Source organism: Novosphingobium sp. AAP83 (assembly GCF_001295795.1).
GTDB lineage: Bacteria > Pseudomonadota > Alphaproteobacteria > Sphingomonadales > Sphingomonadaceae > Novosphingobium.
In genome coordinates, this window is record NZ_LJHY01000016.1 from 168,592 (window position 1) to 184,383 (window position 15,792).

The following is a 15,792-nucleotide window of genomic DNA, read 5'->3' on the forward strand; positions in this document are numbered from 1 at the left end:
GTTCAGACCACCATGGCTTCCAACCGTAACGTCCTCAAAAGATATGCCCCGCAAGCTCGTCTGGATTTCATTCAGGCGATCACCAACCGTGCGGCACAGTTTGGTATCACCAAGGACGGAAACGCCTCTGGTGAGCTTCAGGGCGATCTGTTCATCCTAAATGGCAAAGCGTTTCCTCGGTCAGTTGCAGACCAACGTGGGCGGTTGATGTCCCGCATTGCACGTGACGGCTTTGCGCAGACGATGGAAGCTGTTGCTTACACATGGTTCAACCGCTTCCTTGCCATTCGGTATATGGAGTTGCACGACTATTTCGATCATGGCTGCCGTGTCCTTTCCAATCCCAATGGCCATGCCGAGCCTGAGATTCTTGAGAAAGCAGCAAGCGTCAATCTGACGGGTTTGAACCAAGACGAAATCGTCGATCTCAAGCTGGATGGTACCAAGGACGAGCAGATTTATCGCAAGCTGCTGATGGCGCAGTGCAACGATTTGCATCGGGCCATGCCGTTCCTGTTCGAGAAGATAGACGACGAGACCGAACTGCTACTGCCGGAGAACCTGCTGCAATCCGACAGCATTGTCCGCAAGCTGGTGAACGAGATTGACGAGAGCGAATGGCAGGAAATCGAGATTATAGGCTGGCTCTACCAGTTTTATATCTCGGAGAAAAAAGATCAGGTGATCGGCAAGGTGGTGAAGTCGGAAGACATCCCCGCCGCCACCCAGCTTTTCACGCCCAACTGGATCGTGAAATACATGGTCCAGAACAGCCTTGGTGCGCAATGGCTGGCGACTTATCCCGACAGCGGCATTCGTGCTGACATGGAGTATTACATTGCTCCGGCTGAGCAGACGGCAGAGGTGCAAGCTCAGATCGATGCGATCACGCCGATGCAGCTTGATCCCGAATCTATCACGATGATCGATCCAGCCGTTGGGTCAGGTCACATTCTGGTCGAAGCCTATGACCTGTTCAGGGCGATCTATCTGGAACGGGGCTACACCAAGCGGGAAGCCGCACGTGCCATTCTGACCCAGAACCTGTTCGGTCTCGATATCGATGATCGTGCGGCTCAGATGGCGGGGTTTGCCCTGCTGATGAAAGCCTGTGATGATGACCGCACGGTCCTGCGCAATGCGCCTAAGCTGAACGTTTTGGCATTGCAGGACAGCGAAGGGCTGGATGCAGATGAACTGGCCAAGGCGCTGCTGCCGCAAGAGCGGTTTGAAATGGTGCCAAGCGGTGATCTTCTGCCTGAAACGCTAGCACAGCCTACGCTAGCAGCGAAGCAGCCTACCTCTGTTGAAGCGAAAGCGATCAAGGCACTTGTAACTCTGTTTGATGGGGCAAAGACGTTTGGTTCTTTGATTACCGTCCCTGATGCGGTGATGCAGAGTTTGCCTTTGCTCGATGAGCTTCTGGCTAAGCCGCTGACGGGTGATCTGTACCTTCGACAGGCACAGGAAGATGCGCAGGAAGCGTTAAAGCCGCTGGTCGAACAGGCACGGCTGCTGGGTGGTCGCTATGACTGCGTGGTTGCGAATCCGCCATACATGGGTGGAAAGGGCATGAATGCCGATCTGAAGTCGTTTGCAGGGAAGCGTTATCCCGACAGCAAGGCAGACCTTTTCGCCGTCTTCATTGAGCGTAATTTGGAGTTTGCCGCTGACCGAGGTTCGGTGGCCATGATCACAATGCAAAGCTGGATGTTCCTGTCTTCCTACGAGAACCTTCGCCTCAAGCTGCTGGCTAACGAAACGATGGCAAGCATGGCACATCTGGGGGCACGGGGATTTGACAGTATCGGTGGAGAAGTCGTTTCCACCACTGCCTTCGTGATCAAAAATGCTCATATGGCTGACTTCAAGGGTGGCTATCTCCGCCTGATCGACGGCGGCTCTGAGGCGGCTAAACTTTCTGACTTCAAGACAGCCATTGCTAACCCTGCTTGTGGTTGGTGCTTCCGTGCATCAGCGTCTGACTTTGATAAGATTCCGGGGAGTCCGATTGCGTATTGGGTAAGTTCCCACATTCGTGATGAGTTTCAGGCGAGGCCTTCATTCGGCTCCATCAGCGAATTACGTAGAGGAATTTCTACTGGAGATAACGGCAAGTATGCTCGCCTATGGCATGAAGTGGCCCACAATCGCTTTGATTTAACATGCACCAATCGTTCGGATGCTGAGCGTTCTGGCGCTCGCTGGTTTCCCTATAATCGGGGCAGTCAGTTTAGAAAGTGGTGCGGTGGTGTTGAGGACATCATCGATTATGCAAACGGCGGACGAAGCATGGTCGAAGCTTTTGAAGAGGGCGCAAATCCGGGTTTCAGGCACGATGGTTCTGCGCACTATTTTGAGAGTGCGATTACTTGGTCAGCACTTACTTCTGCTGCACCATCCTTCAGAATCCTACATAATGGGTTCGTTATAGGCCATAAGGGGCCGGGGATATCCATCCATGATAACTCTGAATTTTCGATCATTGGGCTACTAAATTCAAAAGTTGTATCTCATTTCCTAAAATTTCTTTCTCCTACTATTGATATTAACATTGGTCAGGTGTCTGCTATTCCAATTGCGTCCGCCGATGCACTCGCTTTTGCGTCTCAAATATCGACTAAGTTGGTTGCACTTCATGAGAATGACTGGAATGAAAATGAGAAATCATGCAATTTCTCTTCTTTCCACCTTGTGAGTTCGCCATCAACGGCGACGTCTCTTGAGCTGGCATATGAGGAAATCCGCAGCTTATGGCAAGCATCAGTCAACTTGGCTAAAGTTTTGGAAGAAGAAAATAACCGCTTATTTATTAATGATTTTAAGCTAGAGAGTGAAATCGACGATAGCGTCCCGCTGTCAGAAATCACGCTGACCTGCAATCCGCACTACCGCTACGGCGGTGATCTGACGGATGAGGAGCGTGAAGCACGGCTGAAGTCTGACACCATGCGAGAACTCATCTCGTATGCGGTTGGCTGTATGATGGGCCGCTACTCACTGGCGGAACCGGGTCTGATCTATGCCCATGCTGGCGGCGTAGGCTTCGATCCATCACACTATGGCCGATTCCCCGCTGACGACGACGGCATCATTCCGATGACAGAAGAGCAGTGGTTTCCAGATGATGCCGCTGTTCGTATCGAGGAGTTCCTCGGGATCGCATGGCCCGATGTGCCTTTGATGGAAACGCTGACCACGTTGATGGATGGTCTCTCCATGGACAAGGCGGGTGAACCTCGTGCTGCGCTAAGGTCTTACCTGTCAAAGCAGTTCTACAAGGACCACCTTCAGACCTACAAGAACCGTCCGATCTATTGGCTGTTCTCGTCAGGCAAGCAGAAGGCGTTTGAGGCGCTGGTCTATCTTCACCGCTACAACGAAGGCACATTGGCCCGAATGCGCACAGTCTATGTAACGCCGCTGATGGGTAAGTTGCAGCAGCGGGTGACCGATCTGGAAGCCGAGATTGCAGCATCATCTTCGTCTGCCGAAAAGACCCGCAAGACCCGTGAAAAGGACAAGCTGGCCAAACAGGTGGTTGAACTTCGTGCCTTTGACGAGGAACTGCGCCACTTGGCAGACCAGCGTATCACCCTTGATTTGGATGACGGCGTGAAGGTGAACTACGGACGCTTCGGGAACCTTCTGGCCTTCAGGGACAAGGTCATTCCAAAAGCTAAGGGTGGGGACGAGTAAGCGTGGATTTGACGCACATTCACGCCCATCTGAAACGCCTGTTCACCAGCGGCAATCGGATCGTTTGGTGGCAGGACAGCGATGGGGAGTTTGCCGAGGAACTGGATAACCTTGGCATCGAGACATGCCATGATGACGGCGTGGCGCTGATCCGGCTTGGCGCTGAACCAACGCTGGGCCTGAAGGTGCGGCTTCTGCTGGAAGAGCCGAATGGCCGATTCCTGATCTACGAACAGAGTTCCCCGCCTGATCCTGCCCACGACATGCTGCTCGATATCCGCAAATGGGCAGCGCCCTTTGCAGCGGATAAATCGACCCTGATCCTGAGAGAGCTTGGTCTGGTCGATGACCTGTCGCTCAAATCTCACATCACCTTACGTGCCCGGTTCTTTGGTAGCCGTGACCGTGTGGACAAGCTAATCCGCCTGATTGCTCCAAGCGATGGGCCGTTTCAAATCGACCTCAAGATCATGTCAGTTCTCGCACGTGCACCCCAGCCGCAAATCTCGCAGATTCTGCGCATCATGTTGGCTGAACTCGATCTCCATGACCTTACGGCAGAGCACAAAACCCTAGCCGAATTTGAACGATACGGAGTGGATGGCGTGTTCTGGGACTTCGTAGCCCAAGAGTTCCGCTATTCCGACGATGCACCATCTCTGCGCAACCTGTTGCTGCGGTTGTTTGCTACGGACTTTGCACGGCATGTGACTGGCAAGGTTCCCGTGTCCCTGTCGCACCTGCTGCTGCCAAATGGTGGCGGCGCAAATGCCGTGGTGTTCATGGATGGCTGGCGAGATTCCAGCAGCCACCAGCGCTCTTATGATGCGCTGTCATCGGTCATTGCTGAAGACCTACAAATCAAAGGCCAGCTAGCCAGCTTTGACCTTGCCGATCTGGAAACCGTGCACAGCTTCCTTGAAGTGGAGAAGCGCCTTGCATCACTGCTGGTGCGGGAGGTTCTGGACGCCTCAGAAACGGTCAATGCCGCACGGATCGTTGACCTGTGTGGCAGCCGTCAGAACGCCTATTGGGCCAATGCGGAAAAGCCGACCACGGATGATGCGCCACGTGCAGCCTTGTACAAGGTCTATGATGCTATCGGTTTTGGTGCTGCCTTCCTCGCCCTGAAGGGTGAAGAGGGGGCGCATCTGCGCAGCAATTCAGCAGCAGATACATGGAAGCTATACACAGATCAGTTGTACCGCTTCGACCAGCTTTACCGCCTTTTTGGTGAAGCGGCTGATGTGGCCGAAGCTGAAAACTGGGATGTGCTGAAGGACCTGCGCAGCCATATCGAAGACGTCTACGGCAACTGGTATCTTGCCGAACTGGGCGACCTGTGGACCCGTCAGGTAGAATCCGATCTTCTGCCCGATTGGAAGATGCCAGAGGTTCTCAACCAGTACGATTTCTACCGCCGTGAAGTGAAGCCTGTGCTGGATTCCGATCCCAGCAGACGCATGGTTGTGATCATATCCGACGCCTTCCGGTTTGAAGCGGCACAGGAACTGTTCAAGACGCTGGAAGGCAAGGATCGCTTTCAAGCCAAGCTGGATTCCATGCTCGGTGTTTTGCCTTCGTACACGGCACTTGGTATGTCTGCGCTGCTACCCCATGACCAGTTGGGTTATGCAAGCGACGGCACCGTTCAGGTCGATGGCAAGTCTGCCAGTGGCTTGGAAGCCCGAAAGAAGCTGCTTGAGCCTGTCAACGGGATTGCCATCAAAGCGGCGGACCTCATGGAACTGAAGAAGGAGGACGGGATCGCCTTCTTCAAGCCCTACCGTGTGATCTACGTCTATCATGACCAAATCGATCAGACGGCGGATAAGGGTAACGAGGAAAAGACCTTCGTTGCCGTTCGCACCACCATAGATGAGATTGCTGCGCTGATCCGCCGAGCCTTCACCTTCAATTGCAACCGTGCACTCGTGACAGCGGATCACGGGTTCTTGTTTCAAAACTCACCGCCTACCGAAGCTCAAAAGAACGCTATCAACACTCGTCCTGATGGCACGGTGATCGCCAAAAAACGGTATCTGATCGGGACTAATCTTGGCCAGAATGTTGGGGCCATCAGCGGCGAAATCGCTGGTACTGCCAAAGCTCAGACAGACATGCAGTTTTGGGTTCCCAAAGGCGTCAACCGATTCCACTTTGTTGGTGGCAGCAGGTTCATCCATGGCGGCGCAATGCCTCAAGAAATCTGCGTTCCACTGCTGCGGGTTAATTATGCCAGAGGCGAAGGCAAAGGTCGTGATCGCACTCGTGTGACGAAGGTCACTCTGGCACCGCTCATCAAAGCAAACCGGATCACCACGTCTCGCCATCGATTTACGATCACACAAACAGAAGCCGTGTCCGCACGTGTGCAAGCTGTGACTGTCAGAATTGCGCTCTATGATGGCGATCAGCAGATTTCCAATGCCGAGGTTGTGACGTTTGATTCAACGGCTACCGATATGAATCTCTGGCAAAAAGAGATTTGGCTGACACTCGCCAACCACAGCTTTAATCCTAGCAAAACCTATCATCTGATTGTGCGGAACACCGAGGATCAGTTGGACATGTTTGAACCCTATCCCATCTCTATAAGCTTGGCCTTCGACAATGACTTCTGAACCACAGACCAAAAATGACGTTGATGAACTGCTTGTCCAGCAATTTGCTGGTAAGGTGGTTCGCAAGGACCTGACCAAGCTTGTCAAGGAAGGGGCAAATGTCCCGACCTATGTGCTGGAATACCTGCTTGGGACCTACTGCGCTTCCGATGACGAGGATACGATCCGAGATGGGCTGGAAACGGTCAAAAGCGTCTTGGCTGATAATTATGTTCGTCCTGATGAAGCCGAGAAGATCAAGTCCAAAATACGTGAGCGTGGCAGCTACAAGATCATCGACAAGGTCAGCGTTCGCCTGAACGAAAAGCGGGATGTCTATGAGGCGATGATGGCCAATCTTGGCGTCAAGGATGCTGAAATCCCTACGTCATTTGTGAAGGCGAATGAGAAGCTGCTGGCGGGTGGTATCTGGTGCATCGTCACGCTCCACTACTTCTTCGAGGAAGGCTCAAAGAGTTCACCGTTCTCAGTGGCTGGTCTCAAGCCAATCCAGATGCCCAATATGGACATGGAGGAACTGTTTGAGGCGAGGAAAAGCTTCACCACGAAGCAATGGATCGATACGCTTACCCGTTCGACAGGGATGGAACCAACGGTTCTGGACGAACGCACCCTTTGGCACCTGCTGGTCCGCCTGATCCCCTTCGTTGAAAACAACTACAACGTCTGTGAGCTTGGCCCCCGTGGCACAGGCAAGTCCTATGTTTACGAGGAAGTTAGCCCCAACAGCATATTGGTATCCGGTGGTCAGACCACGGTGGCAAACCTGTTCTACAACATGTCTAGGCGACAGGTGGGCTTGGTTGGCATGTGGGATGTTGTCGCCTTTGACGAAGTGGCAGGTATCAACTTCAAGGAAGCTGACGGCGTTCAGATTATGAAAGGCTACATGGCCAATGGAACGTTTGCTCGTGGGCGTGATTCCATTTCTGCGTCTGCCAGCATGGTGTTCGTGGGCAACATCAACCAGTCGGTGGATACCTTGGTCAAGACAAGCCATCTGTTGGCACCATTCCCGCAAGCGATGATCGATAGTGCATTCTTTGACCGCTTTCATGCCTACATACCGGGTTGGGAAGTGCCGAAAATGCGTCCGGAGTTCTTCACGAACCGCTATGGTCTGATCACCGACTATCTTGCAGAATTCATGCGGGAAATGCGCAAGCGCAGCTTTGCCGATGCGATTGATCGGTTCTTCAAGCTGGGCAACAACCTCAACCAGCGTGACACGATTGCCGTGCGCAAGACTGTCTCTGGCCTGTTGAAGCTAATTCACCCCAATGGCGAGTTTGACAAGGAAGACGTGCGTCAGTGCCTTGAGTATGCGCTGGAAACTCGTCGCCGAGTGAAGGAGCAGTTGAAGAAGATCGGCGGCATGGAATTCTATGACGTCCACTTCTCGTACATCGATCAGGAAACCCGTGATGAGCGGTTCATCTCCGTACCAGAGCAAGGTGGCGGCAAGCTGATACCGGATGGACCGATAAACCCCGGTGTCCTGCATACGATTGGAACTGGGACTGGTGGGCATCTGGGTCTGTACCGCATGGAAACACAGATCACTGCGGGGAATGGCAAATTCACTGTTTCGGGACTAGGCTCTAATACGTCTGCAAAAGAGGCGCTCAGGGTCGGGTTTGACTACTTTAAGGCCAACCTCTCTCGCATCAGTGGTGCATCAAAGGCTGGTGATAATGACTATCATGTGCATATCGTTGAGCTTCAAAACAGCGGTGCTACTACAACCATAACACTTGCAGGGTTCGTCGCAGCTTGCTCTGGCATCTTGCAAAAGCCGTTGCAGGGTCAGCTTGTTGTGCTTGGTGATATGAGCCTTGGCGGAAACGTGAAGCCTGTTGAGAATTTGGCTGGATGTATGCAGCTTGCCTTCGACTGCGGTGCCAAGCGTGTGCTGCTGCCTATGTCCAGTGTCACCGATATCCCGACGATCCCTGGTGAGCTTTTCGCTAAGTTCCAGACGTCGTTCTATTCCGATCCGGTTGATGCCGTGTTCAAGGCTTTGGGTGTGGATTGAAATGCCTGAGATTGTTTACCTTCTGACCAATCCAACGATGCCCGATCTGGTGAAGATTGGTCGGACAAACGATCTTGAAACACGGTTGCGCAGTCTGTCTACGCATAGCGGTGTTCCTGTACCATTCGAATGCTTTTACGCCTGTGAGGTCCGTGACAGCGTGGAAGTGGAAAGAGCTTTGCACGAAGCGTTTGGTGATCACCGGATCAATCCCAAGCGTGAGTTTTTCCGTCTGAATCCTGAACGGGTTCAGGCGATCTTGAAGGTCATGGCCATCAAGGACGAAACGCCGAACATCGAGATCGTTGAAGATCAGGTCGAACTCGAAGCCTTGCAACGGGAGCAATCACGGCGATCAAATTTTCGGTTTTCCAATGTGGGCATACCAGTCGGTGCCACACTCAGTTTTGTGAAAGACGAAACCATAACCGCTGTGGTTGTTGATGATAGGACGATTGAGTTTGAAGGGACGAAGACGTCCACCAGCAACGCTGCAAGGACATTGCTGCACCGTATGGGCGGCGCTTTGTCAGCGGCACAGGGGCCGCTCTACTGGACCTATGACGGTGAAACACTAGCTGAGCGGCGAATGCGGATAGAAGCTGGTGAAGAGCAATAGCTTACTAAACGAGCCATGCCGTCAATCAAAACGGTCAATCTGCAACCCATAGAGCACATCCCAAACGTCACCATACACAGCCGCACGTTCATATCCCTGCCGTGATGCCACTTCGTTTTTGAAGTTATCATAGTCGATATCAGCAGTCAGTTTGGCCAGCGCCGCCATCACCGATTCACGCTTGGCCACTGCCCTGTAGCGGTAATCGCTGTCGTCGCTTGCGATGATATCGCCCATCTCAGGGACAAAGGCTCTCAGGTTCTCAAGGTCACCACTGACCCGTGCCCTGATCGTGAGCGTGTCATTTGGCTTATCCCAAGGCTTCTGAACGATGCTGAAAAATCCAATTGTAGTGATGATCCAGATAGCGCTTCCCCTTTAATGAACGGTCTTTTCCCATGACCATCTCACAGGCTTATCCACACCCCATCAGTGCACCGTTCCGTCAGCCGCAGCAGCTTCATCGGTCACGTCACCGCAGGGGCAATCAGGAAAATCCTGCAAAATTCCACCTGCGATGCCATCCTTCACCACTTCGTCAAAGATTGATGAAAACTTCTGGCAGAGTTTCAGGACTTGTGGCGCAAGCAAGCCCACGCTGAAGGGGTGCGTGTAATACGCATAGAATCGCCCATATTCTGCGTTGTACGAAAATTGCAGCATGACCTTATTTTGGGAGGTTTCATTTCCGAATCTGAGCATTTCAAGCTCGTTCACATCGTGCATGGTTTCCCAAAAAGAGTATATTATCAGAAGCTTGCGAGTTTTATCAAGGTCGATCCAGAAGTTGAATGGATACCCTGTTACATAGAGACCGCCATTGTCGATAAAATCTATGGCACCGTTTTCAAGAATGTCGGTGATGGTGGTTTCGTCAACCTTGGCTGCTGCGATCACATTGGTTTTCAAAGGCTTCTCCATAATTTAAGATGCAAAAACATACCGCTCAGCGACTGCTGGCAAGTTTGTTTGCAACGGTTTGAATGTTATAATTTTCATGCACGACTGAGTGACGCTTTAGCAGCGACAGGAAGGGAATGTCGTTGATGGATTATACCACGAGATGTGGTGATTTTCCAGATACCAGAGCATCAAAGCATGAACGATCATCTGCTGGTTGCAGGACCAAGGTTCTCGTGCTCAACCTGCGCATATGCCACCAACGGGAAACGCTATGATCTTGAAGCATATATGTCGCTTGACAATGGGTTTTGCATTGGTTGGTGTAACTGGATGTATGCCTCAAAAACAGGCGGTTATGGCTCTTCCAGCAGAGTATGCGGCGTTTCAGTTTGCTGACGAGATAGCGGGGTTAGAACTCCACTTTCATGAAGAGAACATGGATCATCGTGAGCTTGAGGGTGGCCGTCGATTTTTCACCGCATCAGGCATCATTGCGAACACATCAGATGAGAAAGTGAAGGTGCTACCTTTGATGTTTGCCTTCAAAGACAAACGGGAAAAGGTCATTTTCCTTCATGAGGTTGCTTTGCCCCATGGTGATATTCAAGCCCACGAAGTTATGGAGGTGAATGCCTACATTCTCGATGTGCCCAAAGAGTCCAAGCATATTGAAATTGGCTGGAAAGCTGTTGGTGGTGGTGCTGGTGCGGTAGGAGCGACACAAGCGGATTGATCATGGTAAAGATGGCTCACTACCGTCCTTTGCATGGCGGACAGGCTGGTCATTTCGCCCTTTTGGGTGGTTCGGCTGATGGACATACCATTGGCAGAAAACCCGTTGTGTTGGTATCAAGGGTGATTATCTCTGTGCTAAATGCACGGTATCCGGAGACGTTATGAGAAAATCACTTTTGCTTGCGGGTTTTGCGCTGGCTTTGACCTTGCCGTCAGTGGCGGCTGGCAAGAGTGACGATGCTTTATCCGCATATGAGAGGAAGGACGTTGCCGCTCTTACCGCTATGGCTGAGCGGGGAGAACCTGTTGCTCAGTTTCGTCTTGGAGCGATGTATGCTAACGGCGAAGGTGTGGCGAAAGATGCTGAGGCTGCTGCTGTTTGGTACCGTAAAGCTGCCGAGCAAGGTAATCCTGCTGCCCAGAATAACCTTGGGTTTATGTACGGCACTGGTGAAGGTGTCCCAAAAGATGCCAAGTTAGCCGTTGCTTGGTACCTTAGAGGGGTCGAGCAAGGCTATGCTGACGCACAGCACAACCTTGGGATGATGTACTCCGAAGGCCAAGGTGTGGCTAAAGATGCTGAGGCTGCGACTGCTTGGTTTCTCAAGGCTGCCGAGCAGGGCTATGCTCCTGCTCAGAACAACCTTGGACACATGTACTCCAACGGCAAAGGTGTGACTAAAAATACCGAACTAGCTGTTGTTTGGTACCTTAAAGCTGCCGAGCAAGGCCACGCCAATGCGCAGTTCAACCTTGGGTTGATGTTCGCCAAAGGAAAAGGTATTGCGAAAGATGCTGCGTTAGCTGCGGATTGGTACCGTAAAGCTGCCGAGCAAGGACTTGTTAATGCGCAGTACAACCTTGGGGTTTCGTACGCCAACGGTGAAGGTGTTGCCAAAGATGCGGAGTTAGCCGCTGCTTGGTACCGCAAAGCTGCCGATCAGGGATTTGCCAATGCGCAGTACACCCTCGGAGCGATGTACGCTGACGGCGAAGGTATTGCGAAAGATGCTGCGTTAGCTGCGGATTGGTACCGTAAAGCCGCCGAGCAAGGCAATCCTGCTGCGCAGTACAACCTTGGGGTCATGTACGCTAACGGCGAAGGTGTGACTAAAGATGCTGGATTGTCTGTCGCTTGGTTTATTAAGGCTGCCGAGCAAGGAGATGCAGATGCTCAATTCAATATTGGATATGCGTACGCTACTGGAGAAGGTGTTGCGTTAGATTCTGGGGTCGCTGTTGATTGGTTCCGTAAGTCTGCCGAGCAGGGTCATAAAGATGCAAAAAAAGTCTTATCAGAAATAGATCAATTAGATAAAAATCGATAGAATAATAACTGTCAATCTTAAGCAATGGATCAAGAAAAAAAGAGATTATGGTAGCCAAAAAGGTTTCATCACGAAAGCCCACTTAGGGTCAAAGCAGTCGTAGGCGGGGTCATGGATCAAGACGGTGAGTCGGTGCTACATCCATCACAGGAAATCCGTGAGGGCACTGCTGGTTTCTACCAAACCTATGGTGAAGCTGAAGTGTCTGATTTATTGGCAAAAGGCGACCAATGTTGGAGTGCCTTTGATGCCTCGCCTAGTTGGGGCCAGTTTGACTATTGCGTCGTCTACGACATAGGTCTGCGTTCACAGTTTTCGCCGGAAGACATTGAAAACCATTCAAAAAAGCTTGGAATGTCGTCGGTGATGAACCGTAAGGATGAAAGCTTCCTTATCGGCAAGGCACAAGTCTTGGGTCGTGAACTTTTCGCTGTGCGAAGGTTCAATGAGATTATCCTGACCACTCAAATTTAGTGCTGGGATCGGTTGGTCGTGAAGCTGGGTTGGTTGCTGGAAGTTTTGGGGTAAGCGAGTGTCAGAGAAGAGCCTTTACGAAATTCTTTGCGTTGAACCCAACGCAACAATGGCTGAGATACGTGCTGCCTATCTGAAACAGGCCAAGCGTTGGCATCCCGATCGTAACGCTGGCAATAAGGAAGAGGCTGAACGGCGTTTCAAGGATATCGCCCACGCTTACGAGGTGCTCTCTAATCCAGAAAAACGAGCAGCATATGATGCCGCTGGTGCTGCTAACCAAAAATCCGCTGCCTCTGATGGCACGATGGATGATGGTGATGCATTCGACCTTTTCATCTCGGTACTGCTCGATCTGGCATTCGAATTGGCTGAAAGTGGTGCCGACCAAATTGCGATCTACCAAGCTCTGGTCGATATGGGCTGCCCGATTGGTGCTGCGAAAACACTTGCTCAAAGGGCGTATAAGCATGGCGGCAATGGCAAGGCTGGTGCTTCACCTGAGGAACCATCAAAAGCACAGAAAGCAGCTACTCAGAATTATCATAATGATTTGAACAATCCATCTGATAATCAAGAAATATTCCGATCCAATGATGCTGACGATTATCAGTGGATGAAATGGCTATTTGCAATTATAATTTTTGCTGTATGTATTATTGCAATCAATATTGCAGATTTTGATAATCCACCGTCAATCGAAGCCACCGAAGCATCAGTGGAAGTGGCCGAAGGTTCGTTAAATGCGTCAAGCGAGGAATATAGCAACTCAGTACCGGAAAAAAGCATGACGGGTTTGGATGTGCTTGAGACTTATAGTCAGGTCCGCAATGGCACTGCTCCAACTCCGATACTGCAACAATCATTCATATTTGATGGCATGTCTGCTGATGATAATGGAATGGTAACATATGAATATATTTTAGCTGTTCAATTTTCCAAAAGTATCGATAGAAATGAATTTGACTCTTGGGTCATTAGTGAAATTTCGAAAGGGTTTTGTGAAATAGATATGCTCAGAGGATTATCTCAAATGAGTCCTAAATCAAATATTCAAGTTTTATTAAAAATGTGGAATGGGAAAAATTATGGAAATTATAAAAATTTTTCAATAGAGAACTGTAATTAGCCAGAAATTAAACCAAGAATATATTGCAAATTTACGATTTGAAAGTCTTTTTTTAGAAATGAGAGGGTCTATCGTTAAATGATAGGCTTCCATGAGTCTGCAGAAGCAGCTTTCAATCCTCAAGCGGCGTTTGCATTCCCACAATATCTGGTGACGGTTGCCTTTGATATTCCAAAATGTGCACAAGTCTGGCGGATCGAAGCAGCATTCATTCTGCGCCATTCCACGACAGCGGCAGCATCAGCAGCCATTGGCCTTCCAAGGCTTACCTTACCCCGATGCGTAAGACCTGTAGCTTTCAGAGATACCTTCGCAGCAGCCCTTCCAGCATCACATCTTTCCCAAATTCTTTGCCGCTCCATATCTGCAATTTGAGAAAGCACCGCTACAATCAGTTCGCCCACGCCTTTGCCAATTGCGCCAAGACCGAGAACTTCAATGGTCACACCCATAGCCAAAAGTCGGCGGACCATGGATTGAACATTAAGTGCGTCACGTCCCAATCTGCTGATATCGTATATGCAAAGCGTATCGCCTTCACGAATGTATTTCAGCAGATCAGAAAAACCGTGTCGATCTTCCGCAAGGACAGCACCGGAAACACCTGCATCGGAAAACTCACGTTCAAAGTCACCGCTGAGTGCATTCCTTTGTGATTCGATGGACTGGTCGCCAGTGCTACAGCGATAATATGCGATCCGGCTCATTTTCCACCCCATCTGGCTCACAAGTTAGATGACATTATAAGCTATGTCGCACAATTTGTAAACGTATGTTGTGAACCACTTTGGCGTTCAAAAAGAGGTACACTCAAAACTTAGAAGTTGTGAACCAGCCAAGACAGTCGCCCTGACAAAATGCCACCGATTGATGATCGTCCCCACCACTTGGTGATTTGAGATGATCAAAATCTGACTTACAGCACGATCATGATGATCAATGTGCTGACCTACGTCGCTGCTGTTACCATGACACTCCTGCAAGGTGCACAAACCGTAACAGATGGTGACACAATCAGGATCGGTGAGACCCGCATCAGGCTCGAAGGTATTGATGCCCCAGAAATGTCCCAAACCTGCAAAAGGCCAGATGGTTCAATTTGGCGCTGTGGCCAGCAAGCGAAGATCGCTTTGATGCAGAAGATTGGCGCTCAACCTGTGCGTTGCAAAATCTCAGGCACCGATAGATATAAGCGTTCGCTTGGCACCTGCTATGTGGGAAAGCTCAACCTCAACCAGTGGATGGTTCGCTCTGGATGGGCTGTTTCGTATCGTCGGTATTCGAAAGCCTATGTGGCGGATGAACAGATGGCCCGTGCGCAGAAGCTGAACATATGGTCGGGGGAGTTTCAGGTGCCCGATGAGTTCCGTGCACGTAAGCGTCATAGGCAATGAAGAGTTGTTTCACTGCCTATGACGGCATGATCAATCAGCCAGTTCCAGAGGCAATGGTTCACCCGCTACATCAAGGTTAGCGAACACTGCACCTCTATCCAAAATGCCCTGTAGCAACCCAGATTGGAACGCTTTTATAAGTCTACACTGCCAATGGACTGCATCCCCCAGAATGTGAGTCAGCATCGTGATCAGATTGTGTGGTGATGCATTAGCGGTAATGTTGCCGCCCATGGCGATCTTGCCCCAATTGATACCGTCAGTGTCGATTCGAAGATCGACCAATTTCTCATTAATGCAATATGTTACGAAGTTGTTTGCCACGTCACTAAGAATGAAGATGGGTTTCCTTGGTCCCTGCGATTTGACAGGCGTTTCCTGAAAGTGCCCGAGTTCGAAATCGGCATCAGCGAATTTGTCGGCAAAATACGCCAATCCTCGCATTTGGCGACGGGTGGCTTCACCTTCATGGTAGTAGCTGTTTAGGTTTGTATTTTTTGCCATATGTCTCTGTATCCTTTAAAAATTTGTCTCATTAAAATCACTTCCGTCATCATAAAAAATGGATGGTGGACCGTCATCAAAGCCCTCTGGTTTTGCCATTAAGCGCCTATGGCTGGCTTGAGTTTCAAGCATGGTTTGTTGCAAAAGTGCTTGATTCAACTCTTCTAATTTGCGATTACGTTTTTCGACCTCAACGACTTGATGCACACAAAATCCACGCATAAGCTCAGTGAGAACAGATGTGCGTGTACGATTAAGCATAGAAACCACGGCATCAAATCTGATAAGCTCCTCTTTGTCTACTATGAAATTTATTAACTTTCCTTCCAATTGTATATCCTTTCTGAT

The 15,792-nt window shown here is 50.5% G+C and carries 14 protein-coding genes; 9 read left to right on the top strand and 5 right to left on the bottom strand.

Annotation, left to right across the window (positions count from 1 at the left end):
- The first annotated feature begins 12 nt into the window (after window positions 1-12).
- The 4 genes from pglX to IP81_RS07530 are packed head-to-tail and all read left to right on the top strand — an operon-like array spanning window position 13 to window position 8,977.
- Window positions 13-3,699, top strand: coding sequence for a BREX-1 system adenine-specific DNA-methyltransferase PglX (gene pglX / locus IP81_RS07515; RefSeq protein WP_054107370.1), 3,687 nt, complete (start codon window positions 13-15; stop codon window positions 3,697-3,699).
- A gap of 2 nt (window positions 3,700-3,701) precedes the next feature.
- On the top strand, window positions 3,702-6,323 hold the full coding sequence (pglZ, locus tag IP81_RS07520; RefSeq protein WP_054107371.1) for a BREX-1 system phosphatase PglZ type A: 2,622 nt from the start codon (window positions 3,702-3,704) through the stop codon (window positions 6,321-6,323).
- The gene (brxL, locus tag IP81_RS07525; protein ID WP_054107372.1) at window positions 6,313-8,358 is read left to right on the top strand and encodes a protease Lon-related BREX system protein BrxL; all 2,046 of its coding nucleotides are present in this window, start codon (window positions 6,313-6,315) and stop codon (window positions 8,356-8,358) included. The genes pglZ and brxL overlap by 11 nt, the downstream gene beginning before the upstream one ends.
- Window positions 8,348-8,977 (top strand): GIY-YIG nuclease family protein, encoded by a 630-nt coding sequence (locus tag IP81_RS07530; protein WP_197274565.1) that lies wholly within the window; start codon window positions 8,348-8,350, stop codon window positions 8,975-8,977. The genes brxL and IP81_RS07530 overlap by 11 nt, the downstream gene beginning before the upstream one ends.
- Window positions 8,978-8,998: 21 nt before the next feature.
- Here the strand turns inward: IP81_RS07530 and IP81_RS07535 are convergent, their stop codons facing one another.
- Entirely contained in the window at window positions 8,999-9,214 is a 216-nt protein-coding gene (locus IP81_RS07535; RefSeq protein WP_054107374.1) for a hypothetical protein, read from the bottom strand.
- 192 nt (window positions 9,215-9,406) lie between these two features.
- Window positions 9,407-9,886 carry a hypothetical protein gene (locus IP81_RS07540; protein WP_197274566.1) on the bottom strand — a complete coding sequence of 160 codons (480 nt, stop codon included), beginning with the start codon at window positions 9,884-9,886 and terminating at the stop codon, window positions 9,407-9,409.
- A 265-nt stretch (window positions 9,887-10,151) separates the two neighbouring features.
- Between IP81_RS07540 and IP81_RS07545 the strand changes: the two genes are divergently transcribed.
- The 4 genes from IP81_RS07545 to IP81_RS07560 all read left to right on the top strand — a co-directional run bounded on the left by IP81_RS07545 (window position 10,152) and on the right by IP81_RS07560 (window position 13,546).
- Window positions 10,152-10,613, top strand: coding sequence for a hypothetical protein (locus tag IP81_RS07545; RefSeq protein WP_197274567.1), 462 nt, complete (start codon window positions 10,152-10,154; stop codon window positions 10,611-10,613).
- Window positions 10,614-10,776: 163 nt separating this feature from the next.
- Entirely contained in the window at window positions 10,777-11,943 is a 1,167-nt protein-coding gene (locus IP81_RS07550) for an SEL1-like repeat protein (RefSeq protein WP_054107377.1), read from the top strand.
- Window positions 11,944-12,054: 111 nt separating this feature from the next.
- A complete protein-coding gene (locus tag IP81_RS07555; RefSeq protein ID WP_054107378.1) occupies window positions 12,055-12,417 on the top strand; it encodes a hypothetical protein in 363 nt (120 codons plus the stop codon).
- A 58-nt stretch (window positions 12,418-12,475) separates the two neighbouring features.
- Complete coding sequence (locus IP81_RS07560; protein ID WP_082356036.1) at window positions 12,476-13,546, top strand: J domain-containing protein; 1,071 nt, start codon at window positions 12,476-12,478, stop codon at window positions 13,544-13,546.
- Between the two features lie 119 nt (window positions 13,547-13,665).
- Here the strand turns inward: IP81_RS07560 and IP81_RS19600 are convergent, their stop codons facing one another.
- Window positions 13,666-14,253, bottom strand: a complete 588-nt coding sequence (locus tag IP81_RS19600) for a recombinase family protein (protein WP_082356037.1) — start codon at window positions 14,251-14,253, stop codon at window positions 13,666-13,668.
- A 222-nt stretch (window positions 14,254-14,475) separates the two neighbouring features.
- Between IP81_RS19600 and IP81_RS07570 the strand changes: the two genes are divergently transcribed.
- Window positions 14,476-14,940: a thermonuclease family protein gene (locus IP81_RS07570; protein ID WP_054107381.1), complete on the top strand. Its 465-nt coding sequence runs from the start codon at window positions 14,476-14,478 to the stop codon at window positions 14,938-14,940.
- Window positions 14,941-14,970: 30 nt separating this feature from the next.
- On the opposite strand, the gene IP81_RS07575 is transcribed toward IP81_RS07570, so the two are convergent.
- A complete protein-coding gene (locus tag IP81_RS07575) occupies window positions 14,971-15,444 on the bottom strand; it encodes a DUF6508 domain-containing protein (RefSeq protein ID WP_054107382.1) in 474 nt (157 codons plus the stop codon).
- A gap of 15 nt (window positions 15,445-15,459) precedes the next feature.
- Entirely contained in the window at window positions 15,460-15,774 is a 315-nt protein-coding gene (locus IP81_RS20130) for a hypothetical protein (RefSeq protein ID WP_157573120.1), read from the bottom strand.
- Window positions 15,775-15,792: the final 18 nt, after the last annotated feature.

Coding starts and splice junctions, on each gene's coding strand:
- pglX (WP_054107370.1), top strand. CDS start 13: ATGGCTTCCAACCGTAACGTCCTCAAAAGATATGCCCCGCAAGCTCGT.
- brxL (WP_054107372.1), top strand. CDS start 6,313: ATGACTTCTGAACCACAGACCAAAAATGACGTTGATGAACTGCTTGTC.
- IP81_RS07535 (WP_054107374.1), bottom strand. CDS start 9,214: ATGGGCGATATCATCGCAAGCGACGACAGCGATTACCGCTACAGGGCA.
- IP81_RS07545 (WP_197274567.1), top strand. CDS start 10,152: ATGATCTTGAAGCATATATGTCGCTTGACAATGGGTTTTGCATTGGTT.
- IP81_RS07550 (WP_054107377.1), top strand. CDS start 10,777: ATGAGAAAATCACTTTTGCTTGCGGGTTTTGCGCTGGCTTTGACCTTG.
- IP81_RS07555 (WP_054107378.1), top strand. CDS start 12,055: ATGGATCAAGACGGTGAGTCGGTGCTACATCCATCACAGGAAATCCGT.
- IP81_RS19600 (WP_082356037.1), bottom strand. CDS start 14,253: ATGAGCCGGATCGCATATTATCGCTGTAGCACTGGCGACCAGTCCATC.
- IP81_RS07570 (WP_054107381.1), top strand. CDS start 14,476: ATGATGATCAATGTGCTGACCTACGTCGCTGCTGTTACCATGACACTC.
- IP81_RS07575 (WP_054107382.1), bottom strand. CDS start 15,444: ATGGCAAAAAATACAAACCTAAACAGCTACTACCATGAAGGTGAAGCC.